Source organism: Sutcliffiella deserti, from assembly GCF_020037475.1.
In the GTDB taxonomy this organism is placed as follows: domain Bacteria; phylum Bacillota; class Bacilli; order Bacillales; family Bacillaceae_I; genus Sutcliffiella_A; species Sutcliffiella_A deserti.
Genome location: NZ_JAIQDB010000001.1, coordinates 355306 through 380336 on the forward strand (window position 1 = coordinate 355306; position 25031 = coordinate 380336).

Here is a 25031-nt window from a genome sequence, read left to right on the forward strand (position 1 = left end):
CCCCTTCGACAACAGCATGAAAGCGTTATCATATTTATTCTATAAATTAATCTACTATTTTGGTAACTTGTGTAATATGAGGCAGTGCCGAGAGCTCAGCTATCACAGCATCATCAATATTTTGATCTACTTCAATGGTCATTAAAGCTTGTTTCCCTTTTTCCTTACGAGAAACCTCCATATGACCAATATTTATTGTGAACTTAGCAAGTATATTCGCAACTGCTGCTATCGCACCGTATCGATCATCATGAACAACTAAAAGTGCTGGATGATTCCCGGATAATCCAAGGTCAAAGCCATTTAATTGAGTAATTTCGATTTTACCTCCACCGATAGAGATTCCAACCAATTCTAATTCTCCGTCATCATCGCCAATCATCACCTTTGCAGTGTTGGGATGGTCGGTAATAGCTTCTTCTATCTGAAAAGTGATTTTTATATCCAGAGATTCTGCTATACTCATCGAAGTTTTGATTCTTTCATCAAAAGTATCATAGTCCAATAAACCACCGACGATTGCTACATCTGTGCCGTGACCTTTGTAGGTTTTAGCAAATGAACCATAGAAAGAAATGTTTGCCCATTTTGGCTGTCTTCCAAATAAGCTTCTTGCAACACGACCAATTCTAGCAGCACCTGCTGTATGAGAACTAGAAGGGCCAATCATAACGGGACCAATTATATCAAATACACTTTTATATTTCATTTTCCCCACTCCCCTTCACTACAATTATAACAAAATAATCTATTTTACAACATACAAAAGAAGGGTATGAAAAACCCTTCTTTAGTTGCTTTTATTTAAAGTACAAGCAGCTCTTTATTCAATCGAGAAAATATAGGAGTATAGCGGCTGTTTCCCGTTATGCACTTCTACTTCTGCATCAGGATAAGTCTCCTCAAGTTCCTGAACTAGCTCATTGACTTCTGACTCTGTGACATCTTCGCCATAAATGACAGTCAGTATTTCAGAGTCCTCATCCATCATGTTCTTCATCAAATCTTTAGCTGCCTGTCTCTTATCCTTGCTTGTAAGAACGATTTTCCCATCGAAAATTCCCATAAAATCATCTTTTTGGATTTCAATGCCATCGATATTCGTGTCTCTAACAGCAAAGGTAATTTGACCTGTCTTTACTGTTTTTAGGGCTTCTCTCATTGTCTCTTCGTTTTCATCTAGCTCGCCTGTGGGATTAAAAGCTAAAATTGCAGCCATACCTTGGGGAACTGTTTTACTTTCAACAACAGCAACGTTTTGTTCCGCAACTTCAGCAGCTTGTTTTGCAGCCATCACAATATTGCTATTATTAGGCAGAATGATAACATTATCTGCATTTACTTCGGCAATTGCTTTTAAAATATCTTCTGTACTCGGGTTCATTGTTTGACCGCCTTCAATCACGGCTTTTGCCCCGATGCTTCTAAACATTTCTGCGATCCCTTCGCCCATTGCTACCGTGATGATACCAAACTTTTCGCGTTTCTTAGGGACCTCTGGTGTAACTGTTGGATAATCTTCCTCCTGAAACAGAAGATTACTATGCTGTTCGCGCATGTTTTCAATTTTCATATTGATTAGGCTGCCATAGCGTTGTCCATAAGTTAGTACATCACCAGGCTGTTCTGCATGGATATGTACCTTAACAAGCTCTTCATCTGCAATAACTAAAAGAGAATCTCCGAATTCAGATAGTTCATTACGGAAGTTTTCTTCTGTGAAGGGTGATTCCTTTAATTTATCCTCTTCGAATTTAACCATAAACTCTGTACAGTAACCAAACTCAATATCTTCTGTATTAATGGAAGAATGGATATTTTTATGGTGTTCTGCACTTACTAATTCATTCATCGTTGTCGTAGGTACGATGTCTTCAATTCTTTGCCCTTTAAGTTCTGCTAAGAATCCTTCATAAATGTATACAAGACCTTGTCCACCACTATCTACTACCCCTACCTCTTTTAACACTGGTAAAAGATCAGGTGTGCGTTTTAAGGAAGCATTCGCTTCTTTTAACGTTTCCTCCATTAGCACTATTATATCTTCTTCACTTTTAGCTACAGCAATCGCTTTCTTTGCTGCATCTTTTGCTACTGTAAGGATAGTACCTTCGACGGGCTTCATAACTGCTTTATAAGCAGTTTGCACCCCTGCTTCTAATGCTTGAGCAAAATCAGCACTGGTGATTGTCGCTTTTGATTCGATATGCTTAGAGAATCCACGGAATAACTGTGAAAGTATTACTCCTGAGTTACCTCTTGCACCCATAAGTAAACCTTTAGCCAGAGCAGAACCGACCTTTCCAATATGTTCCGAAACATTGTTCTTAACTTCCTTCGCTCCAGAAGTTATAGAAAGGTTCATATTTGTTCCCGTATCCCCATCTGGAACCGGAAACACGTTCAACGCATCTACAGTCTTAGCGTTGTTAGATAAATGATTTGCACCTTGGATAACCATTTGTGCAAAACGTTTCCCATTTAGAACTTTAACTGACACTAAATTTTCCTCCTTATTACGGGTTCGTAACTCGAACTCCCTGTACATAAATATTTAATGATTCAACGGAAAGACCGAGCATTTGATTAAGGGTATATTTTACTTTAGTTTGTACATTATGAGCGACTTCAGAAATTTTGGTTCCGTAACTTACAATAATGTACATATCAATATGTAGCTGATCTTCTTCCTGACGAACAATGACACCTTTTGTGAAATTTTCTTTTCGAAGAATTTCTGATAACCCATCTTTTATTTGGTTTTTTGAAGCCATTCCTATAATTCCGTAGCAATCTATAGCCGCTCCACCTGCAATTGTTGCTACTACATCATTAGAAATATCTATTTGACCATAAGATGTTTTTAGTTCGATGGACATAATGCTTCCCCCTTCGATTGGTTTGTCTCCTTGTCTACTTGCTAATTTTACTATAATTTATAGGTTTTTTAAAGCAGGCGATTATTATTGTAACAATACTATTATTATACTGACTCCTGAAAACATGTATGTCAAGGCTTTTTTCTTGAAAGCTTTCATTTGAACTATTGCAAAGTGCACGGTTGTATGTTAAATTATATAAGTATTTTCAACTGTTTATTTTTAAAAATAGAAGACCATATAAGCACCTGCTTCATTAGAATGAAGGATACTTACACGGTTATTCTGACACTAAAATGAAAATATTGACTGATGTTTCTTTGTAGTTGGGAGGGAATCGAATATGGCACGTAAATGTGTAATCACTGGTAAGAAAACTAGCACTGGTAATGCTCGTTCACACGCAATGAATTCTACAAGACGTACTTGGGGTGCAAACCTACAAAAAGTACGCATCTTAGTAGATGGTAAGCCAAAGCGTGTATACGTTTCAGCTAGAGCTTTAAAATCAGGTAAAGTAGAGCGCGTATAATTATACGCACATACAAAAGCGACAGGAATCTCCTGTCGCTTTTTACTTTTATTAATTACTTGTGTAAAACAAACAACATGTAATGTTGTACTAGTTGTTGATTGGAGTTAGGCGTGACTAGGCCGTTTTTCCATCGGCAAGCTCAATACTCAGAAGGCTTAGCCAATGAGGCTCAGGCACCGGCCCGAATGCTAAAATCAACAACGGTATTACCATAGCCTTATGCCTGTTGGGCCACTTCTATTAAAAAAGCACCTCTTAAAGGTGCTCTACTCTTTTTTAAACGAACCTAACATCGCACGAATGATTCCACCCAAAAATCTTGGTAACTTTATTGTATAAAATTTCATTCCCTTTCCCTCCTCAGCACTTTTTACCACTATTAATAAATGATTAATTACGTACTAGTGTGCAGACCCGCTAAAATATAAAGTAATAATAATTAATCACGGCTCCTTATCACCATTAATATGCCGTCCTTAAATGAAAAAGTACCAATTTCATTATCAAGTTCATTACTTATACATAGTGTGTCTCCCCACTTAATATTCCTGTTTTTTAGAGGATACTTTACCCCCTCCAGTGTAAGAGCCGTAACTGTTGCTGTCACAGGAAGGAATGATATGTAAGGGTAATCCTGCCTTTTTTTAAATGAATACACACCTTCTTGCTTTAAGTATAAAAGATTTTGTTTGTCACATATTTTTATCGGTATTCCTGATTCTATTCCTTTTATTAAAAGTTGAACATTTCCTAAAAAATGATCCAGCCTTCCTCCCGTAACACCAAACAGGACGATACTTGTAGGCTTCTGTTTTATTGCCCAATTCATTGCAATCTCTGTATCGGTTTCATTTTTTTCACTTGGAAAAATATTAATATCTTTTAACCTACTTTTCATCTCGGAAAGTTCTACCTCTGTAACCGAATCAAAATCTCCAAATGCTTTAAATGGTGTTATATTTTCTTCTAATAGATAGTGAACTCCTCGATCAACACCAACCCATACAACATTATCTTGGTGCACCTTCCGAAGTTCTGGTATATATTCTACAGGGCCACCTGCTACTATATGTATTATCATTATAATATTACTCCTTTTTAAACTTTACTTTTAAACACAGAAAAAAAGCCTTCATAATGAAGACCTTTCTTTATATATTTGAATCATCGTAGTCATAGCGAAAGCCATCGGCTCTTGCTTTATGTTGTTGGTGAAATTTTTCAAGCACCTGTTCATACATGCTGATTTCCTGATAGTCTGTGCTATTGGCTAAAGCGGATTGCAGCGCCTGTTCTAGAATCGCCAAGTCATCCTTTGTTATGTTCATTCTCTTACCTCCATAACTTTTTCTTTAGCATTCCACCTTCGTTACCTGTTTATGACAAGTTCCCGCGAATAGAAGATATAGCTTCCTTCCGATCAGTTTTCTGGTAGATCGCGGACCCAGCTACCAAAACATTCGCCCCTGCCTCTACACAAAGACGAGCAGTTTCTGGATTAACTCCACCATCTACCTCCACTTCTACAGAAAGTCCTTTTTCATTAATAAGTGATCGAACTTGTCTAATTTTAGAGAGTACATTATGAATAAATGCTTGCCCACCAAAACCAGGATTCACTGTCATTAATAAAACTAAGTCTACCTCATCTAGTATCGGGATAATACTCTCCACAGGAGTAGCAGGATTTATAACAACACCCGCTTTCACCCCTTCGGATTTTATAAGTTGAACTGTGCGATGCAGATGACGACATGCCTCTACATGAACAGAGATAATATCTGCTCCTGCCTTCGCGAAGGCAGAGATGTAACGATCCGGGTCCTCAATCATTAAATGAACATCCAAAGGCAGAGTAGTAATTGGCCGAATTGCTTCTACAATTAATGGACCGATTGTGATATTGGGAACAAAATGACCGTCCATCACATCGATATGGATATAATCAGCACCACCCTGATCGACTTCTTGTATATCCTTTTGTAGATTAGCAAAATCTGCGCTTAGGATAGAAGGGGCTATTTTAATCATCCTAATACCTCGGCTTTCTATCTTTTATTTCTTCTACAAATGAAACATAGTGCTTATAACGGAAGGCTGCAATCTTTTCTGTTTCTACAGCGTCTTTCACAGCACATTTAGGTTCCTTTAGATGGGTGCATTCTCTAAATTTACATTGATCACTAATATGAACGAACTCAGGAAAACACTCTTTCACTTCTTCTGCTTCCATTTCTTGAAATTCAAGCGAACTAAATCCTGGAGTATCTGCAACAAATCCATCATTGATTTCTATAAGCTCTACATGACGTGTTGTATGCTTACCTCGACCAAGATGAGTGGAGATATCATTTGTCTTTAATGCCAATTCTGGGCGCAACACATTCAATAGCGAAGATTTACCTACACCAGACTGCCCTGCTATCACAGAAGTTCGATCTTTTAGATAGGGTAAAATCTCCTTTAATCCTTCTGGATCTTTTGTAGAAATTAATATTACTTCGTAGCCTATTTTACGATAATATTCAGCAAAGAAGTTGAGTTTTTCATCCTGATCTATCAAGTCCATTTTAGAAATACAGATGAGAGGTGTCACTTCTTTTGATTCTACTAGCACCAAAAACCTGTCTAAAAGTGCAGTGCTGAACTCAGGTTCCATTGCTGAGAAGACTAAAATAGCTTGGTCAATATTTGCAATAGGAGGGCGAACCAACTCGTTTTTTCTCGGTAATACCTCGAGAATATACCCTTCCCGGTCATTATCCGCTTGAAAAACAACCGAGTCCCCAACAAGAGGGTTGATTTTATTTTTACGAAATATTCCTCTGCCTCTACATTGGGTTATAAGGCCATCCGCTGTCAAAACATAATAAAAACCACTCAGTGCTTTGACAATCTTTCCTTCTGGCATACTCTCACTCCTTGTAATTAATGGCTGTTTTCGCATTGATTGTTGCTTTTACGTAAGTTGATATAACACGTTACTATCGTTGATGTCGTGCTCTTTTCCTGTTTAACTTAATAGAATCCTCTTAATTTTGTGTGGATAGGAGAGTAAAAAATCCAATTGCCGATTTTTTACGGGCTTACAGCAACAATCTTTACGAAAAGAGCTTAATTAATCAAGATCATCATAGTTTATCGTAACAGACTCCACTTTTTCTCCATCAACAAAAACTTCATATTTAGCTTGTTGTTTATATGGAACAGTTATCGTGAATTCTGTAATAAGATCATCTGTAATAATATAGGTTTCTTCTGGAGATTCCATATTATTATTTAAGTCTTCTATATAAAGTTCAACTTTTTGTTCGACACCTTCTTCTGACGGTTCATATGTCACTTCAAGCGGAATATCAACTACTTTATCTTCTGGTTGAGGTCCTTTTGAAACAATCAACTTGATCGTAGCACCCTTTTTCACTTGAGAATCCGGTGCAGGATCTTGTTTAATTATATTTCCAGCAGATACGTCCGGGCTGTATTCCTCCACGGTTTCAATCTCAATGCCCAGTGTAGCCAGATGTCTTTGAGCGAATTCTAACGAAGAACCCTGGTAGTTATCCAAAGAAATTGGACTTGAACCTTTTGAAACCACAAAGGTAATAACAGTTTCATCAGGGATAACCAAATCACCTGGAGAAGGATCTTGTCTAATAATAGTCCCTTCAGGATCGTCCTCAGAAAAAATCTCATCCACCACTTCATAATCTTTGTAATTCTCTAAGTTCACTCTATTTATAGCATCATTAATTTGAAGCGAAGTATAATCTTCCACTTCTATAGGTTCTTTTCCTGCACTTCGGTAAATCGTGATCTCTGAGCCTTCTTTTCTAACCTTACCAGCCTCTGGCCAGGTTCTAATTACATGACCTTGTTCGATGTCTTCACTCGGTTCGTCTTCTGTCGCCGTTATAATAAAGCCAGTGGTGGTTAGTTCTTCAACAGCAGCATCATACTCCATATTTGTAACATCCGGTACTGTAATGTCTTGAGGTAACAGAATTGGTGGAAGGATCGTAAATGCCGCAGCTATTCCCCCTATTAGCAGAAATAAAAATATAAATACAGCAACAAGCCATTTTTTCTTTTTCTTTTTTGGAGGTTCTTTTTCCTCAGGATTTTTTGTATCTACAGGCCTGTGATCTGCACCAGATTCCTTCATAAGATGCTTGGATAGATCCCCCTTAATGATAGGAATTGCTTTTGTTGCCTCTTCATCATTATCAGGAATGACGAACTTAGGTTCGTCTATTCTATTCGGGTTAAGTACAGTCTCCAAGTCTTCCGAGATTTCTTCCACACTTTCGTAGCGATGAAATGGATCCTTCGCCATTGATTTTAATACAACATTCTCAAGGCTTTGTGGGATCGCTGGATTCCATCTTTTTGGAGATGGCGTTTCGGACTGAAGATGTTTTAAAGCAATTGAAACGGCAGATTCGCCTGAAAAAGGTAACCTCCCAGTTAGCATTTCAAACATAACAATTCCTAATGCATAAACATCCGATTTTTTGGTCGCTAAGCTTCCTCTGGCTTGTTCGGGTGATAAATAGTGCACCGAACCTAAGAGGGAGTTAGTCTGTGTTATCGTGGTAGAACTTAAAGCCATCGCAATTCCAAAATCTGTTACTTTAATTGTGCCATAATCGTCTATTAAAATATTCTGTGGTTTTATATCCCTGTGGATAATACCATTTTCATGCGCGTGGGCAATCGCTGATGTTAGCTGTTTCATTATTTCCACAGTGTTATACTGCTCTATTGGAGCATACTGCTGGATATATTGCTTTAATGTTTTACCTGAAACATGTTCCATCACGATATAATAAATGTCTTCTTCTTCCCCAATATCATAAATACTGACAATATTCGGGTGATCTAAACTAGTTGCAGATTGTGCTTCTCTTCTAAAGCGGCGTATAAATTCTTCGTCATTTGCAAAATCTAGACGTAGTACCTTTACCGCTACATCACGGTCTAATATCACATCATGTGCAAGGTAGACATTTGCCATTCCACCGCCGCCAATGACTTCACGGATTTTATATCGCCCGTTTAATCTTTTGCCAATTAACAAAAATATCACCCACTCTCGTCTTCGGTGACAGATAATTCCAAAATGGCAACTGTGATGTTATCTTCTCCGCCATACTGATTTGCTCGATCGATTAACTCTTTAGCTTTTGCAGATAATGGCGCTTTACCTTTAGCTAATACATCCACTAATTCGGTTGCATACACTTTGTTACTTAACCCATCTGAACAAAGTAAAAGATAGCCTGCATCATCATATGTAATAGTTTTCAAATCAACTTTAACGGTATTTTCTGTCCCTAATGCTTGTAGTATTACATTTTTTCTAGGATGATGTTCTGCATCCTCTTTCGATATTTGGCCGCTTTTCACTAACTCATTAACAAAAGTTTGGTCCTCAGTAAGTTGTTTCGCTTCCCCGTTTGTAATGAGATAGATTCTGCTATCCCCTACATGGGCAATCGTAATAAAAGAATCTCCAAGTATAGCCGCAACAATCGTTGTTCCCATCCCTTGGCATTCCTTGTGTTTATTTGCATGCTCAAATAAATGTTGGTTGATATGGTTTATATAAGTCTTAAACCAAACTTCTGCAGGCTCAGGAGAAGAGACATTTTCTGACTCCTCCCACATTGCCTTAATGTGTGAAACAGCTTTCTCACTGGCAACATCACCAGCTTGATGCCCCCCCATTCCATCACAAACAACCGCTAATACGGTTCCATCTTTATTAACAAAAATTCCCCCGTTGTCTTCATTATGCGAACGAACTCTCCCTTTATCTGTTAAAAAGACCTTCAACACTGTCACCTCGTCTCTTCTTTTCGCTCCTTCGCACGCAGTTGGCCACATGCAGCATCAATATCATGCCCTTGCTCACGACGTACTGTTACATTAACACCTAGATCTTTTAAGGTTTTTTCAAATAAGTTTATTTGTTCCTTTGGTGTTCTTACGTAATCACGTTCCGGTACATAATTTACTGGAATGAGATTTATATGACACTTTATACCTTTTACAAGCTTGGCCAATTCTTCGGCATGCTCTACTTGATCATTTACTCCACCAAACAAGCCATATTCAAAGCTTACTCTTCTACCTGTTTTCTTTATATAATAATGAATAGATTCCATCAGATCAGGAAGTTTATATGCTTTGTTTATTGGCATAAGTCGGGAACGTATTTCCGTGTTTGGAGCATGCAGGGAAATTGCAAAATTAATCTGCATATTTTCATCCGCGAATTTATAAATCTTCGGAATAATACCACTTGTAGAAACAGTAATATGTCTAGCACCAATGTTAAGAGCTTGATCATGGTTAATGATTTTCAGGAAGCTTAACATTTCATCATAGTTATCAAAAGGTTCTCCAATACCCATGATCACAACATGACTGACGCGTTCTTCTAGCTCATCAACCGCTTGCTGTACTTTAACGACTTGTGCTACGATTTCTCCCGCTTCTAGATTACGTTTTAACCCGCCTAGTGTAGATGCACAGAATGTACAACCAATCCGGCATCCTACCTGAGTGGTCACACATACAGAGTTTCCATATTCATGTTTCATTAGTACCGTTTCAATGGAATAACCGTCATGTAGTTCAAATAAAAACTTCATTGTCCCATCTGCTGACGTTTGTTGGACAATCGTCTTGAGCGTAGTTATGGTGTAGGTTTCTTCCAATTTATCACGTAGAGATTTTGATAAGTTGGACATTTCTTCAAAGGTTGTTACTCTTTTCTTGTAAAGCCATTCAAAAATTTGGGTTGTCCTGAATTTCTTTTCTCCAATACTAATTAACCATGCTTCAAGTTCATGCATTTGAAGAGAATAGATGGATGGTTTACTTGTTGTTGCTTCTTTTTTACTCACGGATGTTGTTTTTTGTTCCATCTTTATAGCACCTGCCTTTTTAGTCTAACAATAAAAAATCCATCTGTACCAAAATAGTGTGGCAAGAGCTGGAGCATCCCATCTTTTATATAGGTCTCCAGACTAGCTGGCAATAAATCTTTTATGTTGAAATCTATCTTATAGTCTGGGTTATTTTCTAAGAAAGCTTTTACAACTTCTGTATTTTCTTCTTTATCAATTGTACATGTACTATACACTAAAGTTCCACCTTTTTTTACTAAAGGTGCAACTTGTTCTAAGATCGATAACTGAACCGAGGCTAACTGTTTCACATCCTCCATAGTTTTCGTGAACTTTAAATCCGGTTTTCTACGAATTACTCCAAAACCGGAGCATGGGGCATCAACCAGTACCCTATCAAATTGTTCTATTTCAAAAACTTCCTGTGCTTTTCGGCTATCTAACGTCTGCACTTTAATATTGGGAAGATTTAGTCGCGTTGCTTGTTCTTTTATTAACCTGATTTTATGCTCGTGTAAATCTGTTGAAAAAACTGTCCCTGTACCCTTTAAAAGTTCTGCAATATGAGTGGATTTTCCTCCAGGGGCTGCACAACTATCAAAAACAGTATCTCCTTCTGTTACACCCAATGTTCTTGCAACAAGCATGGAGCTTTCGTCTTGAATTGTAATGTACCCATTTTTATATGCATTTGAAAATGCCAGGTTGCCTTTGTTGGATACGATGCTATCTTCAGCAAGATCTCCCTTGTCCACATCAAAACCTTGAGTTCTCAGCATGGAAATCACTTCTTCAACTGTGGCCTTTGCTGTATTTACCCGAACGGTTTGACTTGGAGGAACAAGATTCATTTCACACATTCGTTCTGTATTTTCTACACCGTATTGTTCTATCCATTTTTCAACCAGCCAACGAGGATGGCTAGTCGCGATTGAGATTCTGTCCAAATCGTTTTCTAACTCTTCAAGGTTTGGTAAACCTTGACGTTGAATGGACCTTAGAACACCATTCACTACAGAAGCGACCCCTTTATGACCTTGCTTTTTAGCAATTTCCACCGCTTCAAAGATTGCTGCTCTCTCGGGAACCTTATCAAGATAAACCATTTGGTATAGTGTTAAACGAAGCAATACCCTTACCCAATCCTGCAGTTTCTTTTGTTTCTCCAAATATGGTGTCAAATAATAATCTAACGTCATGGAGCGTTGGATAGTTCCATACACCATTTCGGTAAAAAGACCGGCATCTTTTTTGCTTAACTTTCCGGAATCCAAATAATTGTTTATAAGTAAATTACTATAGGCTTGCTTTTTTTCAATATTCAGTAGCGCTTCTAAAGCAAGTTCTCTCACGTTTTTCATTTTATTCTCCTAGCTTTGTGCCCTCGGATAATGAAGCTCCTGCACCATTTAAAAATTGTGTTCCAGTCATTCTTTTTTTACCGGCAAGTTGAAGGTCGGTAATTTTAATACTTATAGTATTACCAGTTTTCACAAGGAATCCATCTTCTTCTTTTCCAATAATCGTCCCTGGCGATGCAGTGCTATCCTTCTCAACCTTTTCACCCCACCAAACCTTCATTACTTGTCCTTCTAAATTAGTATAAGCAACCGGCCATGGATGTAAGCCCCTAATTTGGTTATAGATTTCTTCTCCGGTTTTGTTCCAATCGATCTTTTCCTGTTCTCTTTTAATATTGCCAGCAAATGTAGCATCATCTGAAATTTGCTTAATAGGTGTAAGTTTTCCTTCAAATAATAGCGGAAGTGTTTGGGATAGCAATAACGAACCTGCCTCACTTAATTTATTATGAAGAGATCCCACATGATCCTTTTCGGTAATATTTACTTCCACTTGCGTTAAAATGTCTCCTGCATCTAGTTTCTCCACCATATACATAATCGTCACGCCTGTTTTCTTTTCTCCTTGCATAATAGCATAGTGAATTGGCGCCCCACCTCTTAGTTTTGGTAATAGAGAAGCATGGACATTTATACATCCATATTTGGGTGAATCCAACAGAGGGTTCGGTAGAATCTGTCCGAAAGCTGCCGTCACAATAAGATCAGGCTTTAAAGAAGTGATTTTTTCGTATTCCGACTTTTCTCTTATCTTTTCCGGCTGAAATACAGGTATTCCATGTTTTTCTGCTTCTATTTTAACAGGAGGTGCCGTTAATACTTTTTTTCGCCCTTTTGGTCGATCCGGCTGAGTCACCACTGCGATAACCTCATAGCCATCTTGGATTATCTGTTGAAGAACTGGGACAGCAAAATCAGGTGTCCCCATAAACACTATTCGTTTCATATAAATCACCCTTCTAACTCTTCTTCTTCTAAATAGTTCAAGACTTTAGATGTAAATAAAACTCCATTTAAATGATCAATTTCGTGCTGTATGGCCCGTGCAAGAAAACCAGTGGCCTCTGCCTCATACCATTTTCCTTTACGGTTTTGGGCACGAACTTTCACGTAATACGAGCGTCTAACTTCCCCATATAACCCTGGAAAACTTAGACATCCTTCTGGTCCAATCTGCTCTCCGTCCTCCACTATTATTTCAGGATTAATAAGTTCGATTTTCCCTTTTCGCTCATCCACTTCTACAATAGCGATTTGTTTCGCTATCCCAATTTGTGGGGCAGCAAGACCAACTCCATCTGCTTCTACCATGGTTTCGTACATACTATTCAATAACTGGTTAAGTTTTTTATCAAAGGTAATAACTGTTTCGCATTTTTGTTCCAGCACTGTTGCCGGGTACTCTACAATCTTTAAAATTGACAATTTCTCTTCCTCCATCCATTACATTAACATGTAAGGGTTCAAATCTATATGAATGGAAAGTTTTTCCTGATCCATTTGTGCTTGGTATTTTTCCACGATTGTTTTTAACGCTTCATGGAGATTAGGTTCTTTTTTATATTTAACGATACATTGATACCTGTATTTATCTTTAATACGCGCAATAGGGGAAGATACAGGCCCTAATATAACCGCTTCTTTAGACAATTGCATTCCAAGAAAATTAGTGATTTTTTCTGTTACATCGACTACTTTAGTTAGCTCCTGATGTGTAACGGTAACAAGAGCCAGATAATAAAAAGGCGGATATTGATGTGCTTTCCTTAGTTGCATTTCTTTTTGATAAAAAGAGAGGTAATCATGGGTACTTGCTAATTCTACACTATAATGCTCTGGGCTGTAAGTTTGAATGACTACTTCTCCTGCGAGTAGGTGTCTACCTGCCCGCCCACTCACTTGTGTAAGCAACTGAAAAGTTTTTTCTGAGGATCGAAAGTCCGGGATGTTAAGCATCGTATCCGCTGTAAGCACTCCTACTAGTGTCACCATTGGAAAATCAAGACCTTTGGCAATCATTTGGGTTCCTAATAAGATATCTGCCTTTTGATCTCCAAATTGTTGTAGAAGCTTTTCGTGGGAGCCTTTTTTGGATGTTGTATCAACATCCATTCTTATTACTCGGGCATCAGGTATTAGTTTTGTCAGTTCTTCCTCCACCTTTTGTGTTCCGGTTCCAAAAAAACGAAAATGTTCACTATCGCAGGAAGGACATGTCTCGTGAACTTTTTCTTCATACCCACAATAATGGCACTTTAAATTATTGGAAATACGATGATAGGTTAAGGAAATATCACAGTGAGGACATTCAACAACATAGCCGCAATCTCGACACATAACAAAAGAAGAATAGCCACGTTTGTTAAGAAAAAGAACAGACTGTTCTCCTTTATCTAAGCGGATGTGGAGCTTTTCTAGGAGGTCCCTTGAGAACATGGAACGGTTTCCCTCTCTAAGTTCTTCTCTCATATCTACAATTTCAACTTTTGGCATTCCTTGGTCGCTCATCCTCTTATCCATGGTTAAAAGTTGGTATACTCCTTTGGATGCTCTTGCGAACGTTTCAAGTGACGGAGTAGCACTTCCTAACACTACCGGACATTGATGATATTTTCCTCTTTGAATTGCGATGTCCCTTGCATGATAGCGAGGGGTATCTTCCTGCTTGTAGCTTGTTTCATGTTCTTCATCAATAATGATAATACCGATATTTTCAAATGGAGCAAAAATAGCAGATCTTGCCCCTACAACAACTTTCACTTCTTTACGATGTATTTTTCGCCACTCGTCATATTTTTCACCCATACCCAACCCGCTGTGCATAACAGCTACATCCGATCCGAATCTGGATTTGAAGCGGTTTACCATTTGCGGTGTTAACGATATTTCCGGGACTAGAACAATCGCTTCTTTTCCTTTTTTTAATACAGCATCAACCGCTTGCATATAAACTTCCGTTTTCCCACTTCCTGTGACACCAAACATAACATATCCATCATGTTTACCCTTTTCAATAGAGTGGAGAATTGGAGAAATGGTTGCTTGTTGCTGTGGTGTTAAGGCTAGATTTTCTGATTGTTTAAAGCTTCTGTTTTCATAAGGATCTCGATAGATTTCTTCGTCTGCTTCCTGTAGCAATCTCATTTTCACCAACGCGCTAATGGCACTCGTTCCAATTTGCAATTCTTCTAACAGATTCTTTTTAACAGCCTGTTCTCTTTTAGTAGCAATAAAATAATCGAGAAGCTTATGTTGAGCTGCAGCACGGTTTGAGAGCTGATCCTTCGCCTTTATAAGTTCTTCCTGCGAACGGTTAGGACGAACAATGCGTATAGTTTTTTTTGATAGCTTATCTTTTACCTCATAGTAAACTTCTAAAACATTATCCTCTATTAACTGCTTGATTAATTTAAAATGACCGGTTCCTTCTATATCACCAAAACGAACCCTATTTGAATTTTGGAAAAATAATGCCAGCTCAGCAGGAACAAGTTCCAGATTCTTGGCAATAAGCCATTTTTCGTACTTTGCCTTTAAAGCAGCAGGCAGCATTGCTTGAAAAGCAGAAATGGTAAAGCATAAAGTATGATCCCTAACCCAGCCTGCCAGTAAAAGGAGCTCCTTAGTTAAAATCGGTGTTATATCAATTAATGAGGATATTTTTTTTGTCTTGTTTACTGAAGTTGTATTTTTGATACTAACAACAAAGCCCTGAATATGCCGAGGACCAAAGGGCACAATCACTCTCATTCCCGGTTGAAGGAACCCTTCCCATTTTTCAGGGATTTCATAATCAAATGCACGATCCGTCTGCTTCGCCGGTACATCTACTATGACACTTGCGTAAGTCATGCCTTACCCTCTATGTATGAAGCTATTTCCTGTAATAATGCTGCCGCTACCTCTCTTTTAGTCATCAACGGGAGCTTTCTGTTTGTCTCATCTTTGCGGTATATCGTCACAATGTTGGTATCTGTTCCAAAACCTGCTCCAGCCACTGTTACGTCATTTGCCACAATGTAATCAAGGTTTTTTTTCTTGAGTTTATTTAAAGCATATTCTTTTACGTTATTTGTTTCTGCTGCAAACCCCACAAGAATCTGTTGCGTTTTTCTTTCTCCCAACTCTTTCAGAATATCTTGCGTGCGCTCCATTTCTATTGCCTGATCTCCAGCTTGTTTTTTTATTTTAATTTCTGAAACATTTTTAGGACGATAGTCAGCAACAGCTGCTGATTTGATTACAACTTCACATTGATCGTAATTTTCTAATACAACATCATACATTTCCTTAGCAGACTCAACTCTTATCGTATGAACACCTTTCGGGCTTTGGAGGGAGGTAGGACCAGAAATTAAGGTAACATTTGCCCCAAACTCAGTTGCCACTTCTGCAATGGCGTATCCCATTTTCCCAGTAGACTTGTTAGTGAAATATCGGACAGGATCTACCTTTTCGACAGTTGGACCTGCAGTTACTAGAATATTTATTCCTTTAAGAAGTTTAGGTTCTTTATTTTGTGTTGAAAAATAATTAATAATTGCACTCACTATCGCTTCTGGTTCTTCTAGTCGACCTTTTCCTACATAACCGCATGCTAAAAAGCCTTCACCAGGTTCAATAAAACGATAGCCATAGTCTGCTAAACGATTCATATTGTTTACAACAGCTGGATGACTAATCATATGAACATTCATTGCAGGTGCAATAAAGACAGGTGCAGTGGAAGCAAGAAGGGTTGTTGTTACCATGTCATCAGCTAATCCATTGGCCAATTTCCCAATTACATTTGCTGTTGCTGGTACAACTAAAATTATGTCAGCCCAGTCTGCAAGGTCGATATGCGAAATTACAGAAGGGTTTTTTTCTTCAAATGTATCAGTAAACACTTCATTTCGTGATAAAGCTTGAAAAGATAATGGAGTTACAAATTTACAAGCGGATTGACTCATAATTACCTTAACTTCTGCCCCTTGTTGGACAAGTTTACTAGTAAGTGCAACCGCTTTATAGACAGCAATACCACCAGTTACACATAAAAGGATTTTTTTATTTGTTAAAAGCATTTCACTATCCCCCGACTTTTCATTTAACTAGGCTCATTACAACCTTAACTAGTAGGCTCTGTTAAAGTTGAGTGCTGATAATTGTGCTTTTTTTGACTCGGACTGAACCGGGTAGAAACGGGAAGCCATAGACCCCGCAAACTTTCTCTCGCCACACATGTCTATTTTGAAATTAACAGCGGTGTATAACACAGTCAACTATTAAAAAAATAACAACCTATTTCTAGGTTGTTATTTTTACTTGTGATTAAGAATTCCTTCGCTTCTTTCAGCTGTTTTAATCGTTTTAGCTGATAATAAACCAGCATCAATTTCTTCTAACGCTTTTCCCACAAATTTATAGGATACTGTTTCTTCTAGCATCTGATCGTTTACCACTTGGAGTTCACGGGCGCGTCTAGCAGACACCGTTACAAGGGTATATTTTGAATCAAGCTTTTGCATTAAGGAATCTATAGACGGATATAACATATTATTCAGCCTCCAGCATCATTTTATATTTTTCGCGTAGTCGTGTTCTTTTACAATGTTCTGCTTGAACAATTGCTTGGATGCGATCGCAAGCTAAATCGACTTGGTCGTTTTCAACAACATAATCATAAGCGTCCATCATTTCGATTTCTTCTTTTGCTACTGTCATTCTATTGTTTATAAGATCTTCAGTTTCTGTGCCTCTAGTAGTAATTCTGTTTTTTAATTCTGAAAGGCTCGGTGGCATTAAGAAGATGAATACTCCTTCAGGGAATTTGCTTTTTACCTGTATGGCACCCTGAACTTCTATTTCTAGAAAAACATCTTTCCCTTCTGTCAGGCATTGTTCTACATAATCAACTGGTGTGCCGTAATAATTCCCGACATATTCTGCCCATTCGATAAATTTATCTTTCTCGATAAGTTTTTCAAACTCTTCTCTGGATTTAAAAAAATAATCCGTTGCATCCACTTCGCCTGCGCGAGGACTTCTAGTAGTCATGGAAATGGAATAATGCAAGCTCACATCTTCTTTTGAAAATAAAGCTTTCCGCACTGTTCCTTTCCCAACCCCAGATGGACCGGAAAGTACGATTAATAATCCTCTATCTCTCATCTATTGTTTATACCTACCCTTCATCAGACATATCATCTTTATTTACAAGTCGCTGCGCTACAGTCTCTGGTTGTACCGCTGACAATATAACATGATCGCTGTCCATAATAAGAACTGCTCTTGTTCGTCTTCCATAGGTTGCATCTATTAGCATCCCTTGGTCTCTGGCGTCCTGGATAATCCTTTTTATCGGGGCAGATTCAGGGCTTACGATAGATATGATACGGTTTGCAGAAACAATATTCCCGAAGCCAATATTAATTAACTTAATCACGATTTCCACCTCTAGTTACAAACTCTATTCTAACCCTGATATAGGGTTAGTAATCAATGATCACTCAATGTTTTGCACTTGCTCTTTGATTTTCTCTAAGCACGCTTTCATTTCTACTACATAATTAGCAATCCTAGCATCATTCGCCTTTGAACCAATCGTGTTTACTTCACGGTTCAATTCTTGTACAAGAAAATCCAGCTTTCTTCCGACCGCTCCATCGGCTTGTAGCGTTTGAGTGAATTGGACAACATGACTATGAATTCTTTTTAACTCTTCATTGATGTCGGCCTTATCTGCAAAGATTGCTGCTTCTGTAATCAGCCTCTGTTCGTCAATAACTGTACTGACATACTCTTTAATTTTCTTTTCCAGTCGTAATCGGTAAGCGTCTACGACAATGGGAGCATATTGATTCAGCTCCACTGCAATTCGTTCTATATGAGTAATATTATCCATAATGTCTATTTGGAGTTGCTCCCCTTCTGCAGAACGCATCGAGACAAGCTGTTTTAGTGCAATATGTACATTTTCCAATAATTGTTCTTCTAAATCATTTTGGATATTTTCTTCTTCTGTTACAGTTAAAACATTCTCTAACTGAAGTATATCATTTATTTGAAAAGAACTAGAAATTTGAAACCGATCCTTCACCCTTTGTAAAGATTGTATGTATTCGTTCAGCAGTTCCCAATCTACTTTTACTTCTTTTTTGGACAAACCATGTCCATCTATTGTAAGGAAGACTTCTATTCTCCCCCGCTGAAGGTGTATACTAACCAACTTTTTAATTTTATCCTCTAGAGAAAGCAATAGCTTAGGCATTCTAATATTGATTTCACAAAAACGATGATTAACAGACTTCATTTCTACCACAATCCGGTATGAGTCTGTGTTCTTTTCTGATCTACCAAAGCCTGTCATGCTCTTCACCATCATCCTCACGTCCGTTCTCTAAGTATAGAAAGACTCTTTTTCCAAGGCTCTTTAAAATTGTTGCTATAGGCCCGTAGATTCACTCAAGATTAAGTGAAATTTTTTAACAGGAAAAGAGCACGACAGCAACGATTGTAACGGATGGTACCCTCTTCGTAAAGGTAACAATCAATGCGAAAATAGCCTTTTTAAAATAAAAAAGAGCTTAGTAAGCGGGCTTGTTTTAGCTTAAGCAAACACTATATTAGCACTGTTTAAGCATTTTTAAAAGAAGTTATTTCATGAAATGTTGAAAACAAGAACAAAAGCGCAAGGCTCCGCTTAGACGTACAAACTGGACTGAGTCATCCAAAACCATTAAAAAGGTAATAGAGAAGCCTCTACTACCTTAACTAATTATAACATATTCTATTTTGCTTTTCTTGTAAAAAGAGTTCCCACAAGTAAAAAAGTTGGAAGAGAGGCTAATCCTAATATCAATAACCATTCTTGCGGATCAAGTGCCACCGTGTGGAAAATTCCTTGCAGTGGCGGATAATAGATAACAACAAGCATTAAAAGTATACTTGAGATTACAGCGAAAACAAGGTACAGGTTCTGAAAAGGATTACGATGGTATACCGAGCGCTCACTTCTACAATCAAATACATGGATGAGTTGTGCCATTACTAATGTAGCAAATGCCACGGTTTGAGCGTAAATAAGGTTATCCGGGTGCTGTTTATAGACAATGATGAAGGCAATAAGGGTAACAAGTCCGATCATAAACCCTCTGCTTATAATTTTCCACCATAGTCCTCTTGCAAACACTCCTTCTCTAGGATGCCTCGGCTTTCGTTTCATCACGTCCCCTTCTGCTTGGTCAAGTCCTAGCGCCATTGCTGGAAGTCCATCTGTCACAAGGTTTACCCATAAAATTTGGATTGGTACAAGTGGCAGAGGTAATGCAAGTAACATTGCAAATAGCATAACAAGAATCTCTCCGACGTTGGATGCAAGCAAATATCGGATGAATTTTCGGATATTTTCGTATATATTTCTTCCTTCTTTTATAGCAGATTTGATGGTGGCAAAGTTATCATCCAATAGTACAAGTGAAGAGGCTTCCTTTGCGACATCTGTTCCTGTGATCCCCATCGATATACCAATATCAGAAGCTTTGATGGCCGGAGCATCATTTACTCCATCCCCAGTCATTGCAACGATATGGCCTTTCTTTTGTAGAGCTTTTACAATGGATAGTTTATGTTGCGGAGAAACTCGTGCAAATACATAGATATCATCCACCATTTCTTCAAGTTCATTCTGAGACATCTTTTGAAGTGTTTTTCCTTCCATTACTTTTCCACCCATTGGAAGGATACCTATTTCTGTAGCGATTGCTTTTGCTGTGATTATATGGTCACCTGTGATCATTATCGTTTTAATGCCTGCTTCTTTGCATTCTTTTACAGCTTGTTTTACTTCTGGTCTAGGAGGATCAATCATGCCTTGGATACCAATGAATGTAAGGTCTTTTTCTACTTCTTTTTCTGTCATGTTCTGATGGAAATTGGGTAATGGCTTAAAGGCAACGGCTATGTTCCTAAGTGCAAGAGCCGCTAAACCATGAACCGTATCTTTTACAATAGTAACGTACTTATCTGTAAATATTTGTTTTCGACCTTCCCATAGGATGGACTCACTTACATTGCTAATTACATCTGGCGCCCCTTTTGTAATTAAGAATAACTTTTCTTGCTTATCCTTAACAACAATACTCATCATTTTCCGTTCCGAATCAAATGGATATTCTTTTACAATGGAAAATTCATCTAAAAGCGTTTCCCTTGCATACCCTGCTTTTAATGCAGCAACAGCTAGTGCCCCCTCTGTCGGGTCACCGTCAAGTATATATTGGTTATTTTTCTTGATTATGCTTGCATGATTACAAAGCAACCCAAAGGTTAGAAGCTGCTGAAGGGACTTGCTCTTAGTAGGACCCTTGGAATCGGCAGAAATAAATTCACCTTTGGGCTCATAACCATTTCCAGTAACAGCCCAAGTTTGCCCGCCTGACCACACTTGAGTTACCGTCATTTTATTTTGTGTAAGTGTTCCAGTTTTGTCCGAACATATAACAGAAGCACAACCTAATGTTTCCACAGCAGGAAGTTTTCTAACGATTGATTTTTGTTTTATCATACGCTGCACACCTAGCGACAAAGCCACCGTTACAATTGCAGGCAAGCCCTCTGGAATTGCGGCCACCGCCAAGGAAACACCAGCCAAAAACATATCATAAACTTCATGACCTTGGATGATACCTAAAATAACGACAAGAAGGGTTAAAAACAATGCCACAACAATGAGTATCTTCCCTAATTGTTCTAACTTCCGTTGCAAAGGGGTTATGGTTGCTTCAGCTGATTGAAGAAGGTCAGCTATTTGCCCCATCGCAGTGTTCATACCTGTTGCCACTACAACACCTACACCAGTTCCTCTTGTAACAAGCGTACCCATAAATGCCATATTTTCTTGGTCACCAATAGATAGGTCTCCTCCAAGGACGGGCGTGTTCTTTTTGACAACCGGAACTGACTCCCCTGTTAATGCAGACTCTTCTATTTCTAATGAACTTGACTGAACTATTCTTAAATCGGCGCCAATCCTGTCCCCACTCGTGAATTTCACCACATCTCCAACGACAATTTCACGTGAGGCAATTTTTCTCCATTCATTTTCTCTTAATACAGTCACTTGTGGAGCAGAAAGTTCTTTAAGTGCTTGTAAGGAACGCTCTGCTTTACGCTCTTGAAAAAATCCCAATATCCCATTTATAATGACAATTGCAATGATCGCAATTGCATCAATATACTCTCCTAACAGCCCTGAAATTAACGTTGCTGCCAAGAGCACCACTACCATGAAATCTTTAAATTGTTCAAGAAATACTAAAAAGGCATTTGGCCGCTCCGCCTCTTGAAGTTCATTTGCCCCAAACTGCAACAGACGATTTTCTGCTTCTGATTCGCTTAATCCGATTTTTAAATCCGCATTAATTTTTTCTTCTACTTCTTCTGTTCGCATCTCATACCACTTCATCTGTTTCACCTCACAACCTTTACACAAAATCTATCTAACAAAGCTTATTCAGACTCGTCCAAAAAAATGATATACTTTTAAAAGTTAGGGTCTTGTTATTAGAATACATACTTTGGCAAACGCATTAGATCTGGCAGTTTAGAAAGGGAGTAATATAGATGTCATTTGATGGTTTTTTTACTTATGCAATGGTAGGTGAATTGCGTGAAAAATTGGAAAATGGTCGGATAGCGAAAATCTATCAGCCATATAAAAATGAATTGGTCATGACAATCCGGTCGGGTGGGAGTAATCATAAGCTGCTTATATCTGCACATCCTAGTTACGCGAGAATGCATTTAACAGAGGAATCCTATGATAATCCTTCCGAACCACCGATGTTTTGTATGCTTCTGCGTAAGCATCTAGAAGGTAGTATCATTACAAATATTCATCAAGTCGCAATGGACCGAATAATTATTTTCGATGTAAAGGCACGAAACGAAATTGGAGATATATCTTACAAGCAATTAATAGTGGAAATTATGGGACGGCATTCGAATATTATTTTTGTTGATAATGAAAGAAAGATGATTTTAGATAGCATCAAGCATGTTCCTATGTCCCAAAACAGGCATCGAAGCTTATCTCCTGGTCAAGAGTATGTGCTGCCTCCAGAACAGAATAAGTATCATCCGTTTGAAGCGACAGAAGAAACTGTACAAAGAAAAATTGATTTTATAGGCGGAAAGCTTGATAAGCAATTAGTGAATATTTTTGCTGGTATCTCACCTCTTTTTGCTAAAGAAGCAGTGCACAGGGCAGGACTTGCAAATCGTCAGACGCTGCCGAAAAGCTTTATTGATATGGTGGAAAAAGTAAAAGAATACCAAGTAGAGCCACAATTAATTTCAACTGACAGCAAAGAAATATTTTATATTCTTCCCTTGGATCATATTAAAGGTGATAGAAAAACCTTCGCTACTTTAAGTGAGCTGCTTGATCGCTTTTATTTCGGAAAAGCTTCAAGAGACCGGGTTAAGCAGCAGGCAAATGACTTGGAACGTTTCATCTTAAATGAAATAGAAAAAAACAAAAAGAAGATTGTTAAGCTAAAAAAAACATTGGTTGATGCAAAAGAAGCAGAAAAATATCAACTATATGGTGAATTATTAACAGCTAACCTCTATCAAATTTCCAGAGGAGATTCTAGAGTAGAGGTGCTCAATTACTATAGTGAAGAATCAGATAATATTGTCATTCCGCTTGATCCACAGCGCGGTCCATCAAGTAATGCACAACGCTATTTCCAAAAATATCAAAAAGCCAAAAATTCATTAGAGGTTGTAGAGGCCCAAATTACAAAAGCGGAAGCCGAAATTGACTATTTCAGTATTCTTCTGCAGCAGGTGGAAACTGCTTCTCCTAAAGATATCCGGGAGATACGAGAAGAACTTGCAGAAGAAGGATATATTAAGCTAAAGCAAAAGAGAAACCAGAAGAAAGTAAAGCCACAAAAACCGGTATTGGACATTTATAAGTCTTCTGACGGCACAGAAATATTGGTCGGTAAAAATAATAAGCAAAATGATCATTTAACTAATAAAATTGCAAGAAGAGATGATGTTTGGTTGCATACAAAGGATATCCCGGGGTCCCATGTGGTAATACGCACCTCAGAACCATCAGAAAAGACCATACTAGAAGCCGCAACACTTGCCGCGTATTTCAGTAAGGCTCGTCATTCAGGTTCTGTTCCAGTGGATTTCACCAAAGTTCGTAATGTGAAGAAACCTTCTGGGTCCAAACCGGGATTTGTTATTTATGATCAGCAGCAAACTGTTTATGTTACACCTGATGAAGAAATGATTATTTCGCTAAAAGGCTAAGCTAATCACAGAATTATAAAGGATATTATTTGCATCCTTATAAAATACATGTTTAAATGGAAAAATAGTTTTCAATGTATACTAATGGAGGTTTCAACATGAAAAAAAAGCTCACAATATTCTTAATGGTATTAATGTCAAGTCTTATATTGGCAGCGTGCGGAGGAAATAATAATAACAATAATGCGGCTGAAGAAGAAGTACCAAACGAAGAACAGCCAAACGAACAAACGGGAGTGGAAGAAGTAGACCCAGACGAAGTTGTTGTAAAAGTTAATGGGGAAGAAATTAAAGGTCAGGATTATAATTCAATGGCCCAGCAGACTCAGATGATGATGATGCAATATGGACAACAAGCTGATCCTGAAACGATTAAAGAACAAACATTAAATTCTTTAATTGATCAAGAATTGCTTTCACAAGAAGTTACAAACAAAGGCTACGAAGCCTCCGATGAAGAAATTGAGGAATATTTAGCAGAAGTAAAAGAAGGTTTCGAGAGCGAGGAACAGTTTGAAGAAGCACTTGAAAGCAGTACACTTACGTTAGAGACCTTCAAAAAACAAATTGCTCAAGAACTTGCATTACAGAAATATATGGAAGAAGAAGTAACTACTGCTGAAGTTACAGATGAGCAAGTAAGAGAATATTATGACCAAGCAAAAGCGCAAAGTGAAGAACAGGAGCAAGCTGAAGAAGAGCAAGCCGCTTTCCCAGAATTTGCTGATGTAGAAGAGCAAATCAGAACTCAACTAGAAGACCAAGCAATTCAACAGCAATTACAAGCTTTAGTACAAGAGTTAAGAGAAAACAGTGAAATTGAAACTTTAATTTAATAAAAGTTAAGAGCACACTTTCTTAGGAAAAGGTGCTCTTTTTTAATGCTCTGTTAAAGATGAGTGTTGATAATAGTACTTTACCAGCGATGATTGGAGCAAAAGGCGGAGACTCCACGTCCGGCCGCGGTAGACTTGCGAGGAGGCTCTAGCACCGCCCCGTGGAACGCGTAGCCTTTTGCGGAAAT

At 38.1% G+C, this 25031-nt stretch carries 24 protein-coding genes; 3 read left to right on the forward strand and 21 right to left on the reverse strand.

Annotated elements, in window-relative coordinates; translation table 11 throughout:
* Positions 1-46: 46 nt before the first annotated feature.
* From sdaAB to K9B36_RS01705, 3 genes are all read right to left on the reverse strand, one after another.
* Positions 47-709: an L-serine ammonia-lyase, iron-sulfur-dependent subunit beta gene (sdaAB, locus tag K9B36_RS01695; protein ID WP_223700270.1), complete on the reverse strand. Its 663-nt coding sequence runs from the start codon at positions 707-709 to the stop codon at positions 47-49.
* Between the two features lie 114 nt (positions 710-823).
* A complete protein-coding gene (locus K9B36_RS01700) occupies positions 824-2500 on the reverse strand; it encodes a DAK2 domain-containing protein (protein ID WP_223700271.1) in 1677 nt (558 codons plus the stop codon).
* Positions 2501-2516: 16 nt separating this feature from the next.
* Entirely contained in the window at positions 2517-2879 is a 363-nt protein-coding gene (locus K9B36_RS01705) for an Asp23/Gls24 family envelope stress response protein (RefSeq protein ID WP_223700272.1), read from the reverse strand.
* 343 nt (positions 2880-3222) lie between these two features.
* On the opposite strand from K9B36_RS01705, the gene rpmB reads away from it, so the two are divergent.
* Complete coding sequence (rpmB, locus tag K9B36_RS01710; RefSeq protein WP_223700273.1) at positions 3223-3411, forward strand: 50S ribosomal protein L28; 189 nt, start codon at positions 3223-3225, stop codon at positions 3409-3411.
* A 269-nt stretch (positions 3412-3680) separates the two neighbouring features.
* Here the strand turns inward: rpmB and spoVM are convergent, their stop codons facing one another.
* The 18 genes from spoVM to K9B36_RS01800 all read right to left on the reverse strand — a co-directional run bounded on the left by spoVM (position 3681) and on the right by K9B36_RS01800 (position 22139).
* Positions 3681-3761 (reverse strand): stage V sporulation protein SpoVM, encoded by an 81-nt coding sequence (spoVM, locus tag K9B36_RS01715; RefSeq protein WP_060665857.1) that lies wholly within the window; start codon positions 3759-3761, stop codon positions 3681-3683.
* A 92-nt stretch (positions 3762-3853) separates the two neighbouring features.
* Positions 3854-4495, reverse strand: a complete 642-nt coding sequence (locus K9B36_RS01720) for a thiamine diphosphokinase (RefSeq protein ID WP_223700274.1) — start codon at positions 4493-4495, stop codon at positions 3854-3856.
* 70 nt (positions 4496-4565) lie between these two features.
* Positions 4566-4742, reverse strand: a complete 177-nt coding sequence (locus K9B36_RS01725) for a hypothetical protein (RefSeq protein WP_223700275.1) — start codon at positions 4740-4742, stop codon at positions 4566-4568.
* Between the two features lie 49 nt (positions 4743-4791).
* A complete protein-coding gene (gene rpe, locus K9B36_RS01730) occupies positions 4792-5445 on the reverse strand; it encodes a ribulose-phosphate 3-epimerase (RefSeq protein ID WP_223700276.1) in 654 nt (217 codons plus the stop codon).
* Position 5446: 1 nt separating this feature from the next.
* The gene (gene rsgA / locus K9B36_RS01735; protein WP_223700277.1) at positions 5447-6325 is read right to left on the reverse strand and encodes a ribosome small subunit-dependent GTPase A; all 879 of its coding nucleotides are present in this window, start codon (positions 6323-6325) and stop codon (positions 5447-5449) included.
* 207 nt (positions 6326-6532) lie between these two features.
* The gene (gene pknB, locus K9B36_RS01740; protein ID WP_223700972.1) at positions 6533-8494 is read right to left on the reverse strand and encodes a Stk1 family PASTA domain-containing Ser/Thr kinase; all 1962 of its coding nucleotides are present in this window, start codon (positions 8492-8494) and stop codon (positions 6533-6535) included.
* 5 nt (positions 8495-8499) lie between these two features.
* Positions 8500-9255 (reverse strand): Stp1/IreP family PP2C-type Ser/Thr phosphatase, encoded by a 756-nt coding sequence (locus tag K9B36_RS01745; RefSeq protein ID WP_223700973.1) that lies wholly within the window; start codon positions 9253-9255, stop codon positions 8500-8502.
* Positions 9256-9257: 2 nt separating this feature from the next.
* Positions 9258-10349, reverse strand: coding sequence for a 23S rRNA (adenine(2503)-C(2))-methyltransferase RlmN (gene rlmN / locus K9B36_RS01750; protein WP_223700278.1), 1092 nt, complete (start codon positions 10347-10349; stop codon positions 9258-9260).
* A gap of 2 nt (positions 10350-10351) precedes the next feature.
* Positions 10352-11692: a 16S rRNA (cytosine(967)-C(5))-methyltransferase RsmB gene (gene rsmB / locus K9B36_RS01755; RefSeq protein WP_223700279.1), complete on the reverse strand. Its 1341-nt coding sequence runs from the start codon at positions 11690-11692 to the stop codon at positions 10352-10354.
* A 1-nt stretch (position 11693) separates the two neighbouring features.
* Positions 11694-12638: a methionyl-tRNA formyltransferase gene (fmt, locus tag K9B36_RS01760; RefSeq protein WP_223700280.1), complete on the reverse strand. Its 945-nt coding sequence runs from the start codon at positions 12636-12638 to the stop codon at positions 11694-11696.
* A 5-nt stretch (positions 12639-12643) separates the two neighbouring features.
* The gene (def, locus tag K9B36_RS01765; protein ID WP_223700281.1) at positions 12644-13117 is read right to left on the reverse strand and encodes a peptide deformylase; all 474 of its coding nucleotides are present in this window, start codon (positions 13115-13117) and stop codon (positions 12644-12646) included.
* Positions 13118-13135: 18 nt separating this feature from the next.
* The gene (gene priA, locus K9B36_RS01770) at positions 13136-15544 is read right to left on the reverse strand and encodes a primosomal protein N' (protein ID WP_223700282.1); all 2409 of its coding nucleotides are present in this window, start codon (positions 15542-15544) and stop codon (positions 13136-13138) included.
* Positions 15541-16758, reverse strand: a complete 1218-nt coding sequence (gene coaBC, locus K9B36_RS01775; RefSeq protein ID WP_223700283.1) for a bifunctional phosphopantothenoylcysteine decarboxylase/phosphopantothenate--cysteine ligase CoaBC — start codon at positions 16756-16758, stop codon at positions 15541-15543. The genes priA and coaBC overlap by 4 nt, the downstream gene beginning before the upstream one ends.
* 237 nt (positions 16759-16995) lie before the next feature.
* The gene (gene rpoZ, locus K9B36_RS01780; protein ID WP_223700284.1) at positions 16996-17229 is read right to left on the reverse strand and encodes a DNA-directed RNA polymerase subunit omega; all 234 of its coding nucleotides are present in this window, start codon (positions 17227-17229) and stop codon (positions 16996-16998) included.
* 1 nt (position 17230) lies between these two features.
* Positions 17231-17845 (reverse strand): guanylate kinase, encoded by a 615-nt coding sequence (gene gmk / locus K9B36_RS01785; RefSeq protein WP_223700285.1) that lies wholly within the window; start codon positions 17843-17845, stop codon positions 17231-17233.
* 13 nt (positions 17846-17858) lie between these two features.
* Positions 17859-18122: an extracellular matrix/biofilm regulator RemA gene (remA, locus tag K9B36_RS01790; protein WP_223700974.1), complete on the reverse strand. Its 264-nt coding sequence runs from the start codon at positions 18120-18122 to the stop codon at positions 17859-17861.
* A 57-nt stretch (positions 18123-18179) separates the two neighbouring features.
* The gene (locus tag K9B36_RS01795; protein WP_223700975.1) at positions 18180-19055 is read right to left on the reverse strand and encodes a YicC/YloC family endoribonuclease; all 876 of its coding nucleotides are present in this window, start codon (positions 19053-19055) and stop codon (positions 18180-18182) included.
* Between the two features lie 408 nt (positions 19056-19463).
* Entirely contained in the window at positions 19464-22139 is a 2676-nt protein-coding gene (locus K9B36_RS01800; protein ID WP_223700286.1) for a calcium-translocating P-type ATPase, SERCA-type, read from the reverse strand.
* A gap of 158 nt (positions 22140-22297) precedes the next feature.
* Here K9B36_RS01800 and K9B36_RS01805 point away from each other — a divergent pair, with 158 nt between their 5' ends.
* Together K9B36_RS01805 and K9B36_RS01810 are read left to right on the forward strand one after the other, a co-directional pair.
* Positions 22298-24007: an Rqc2 family fibronectin-binding protein gene (locus K9B36_RS01805; protein ID WP_223700287.1), complete on the forward strand. Its 1710-nt coding sequence runs from the start codon at positions 22298-22300 to the stop codon at positions 24005-24007.
* A gap of 98 nt (positions 24008-24105) precedes the next feature.
* Positions 24106-24843, forward strand: coding sequence for a SurA N-terminal domain-containing protein (locus K9B36_RS01810; protein WP_223700288.1), 738 nt, complete (start codon positions 24106-24108; stop codon positions 24841-24843).
* Positions 24844-25031 lie beyond the last annotated feature (188 nt).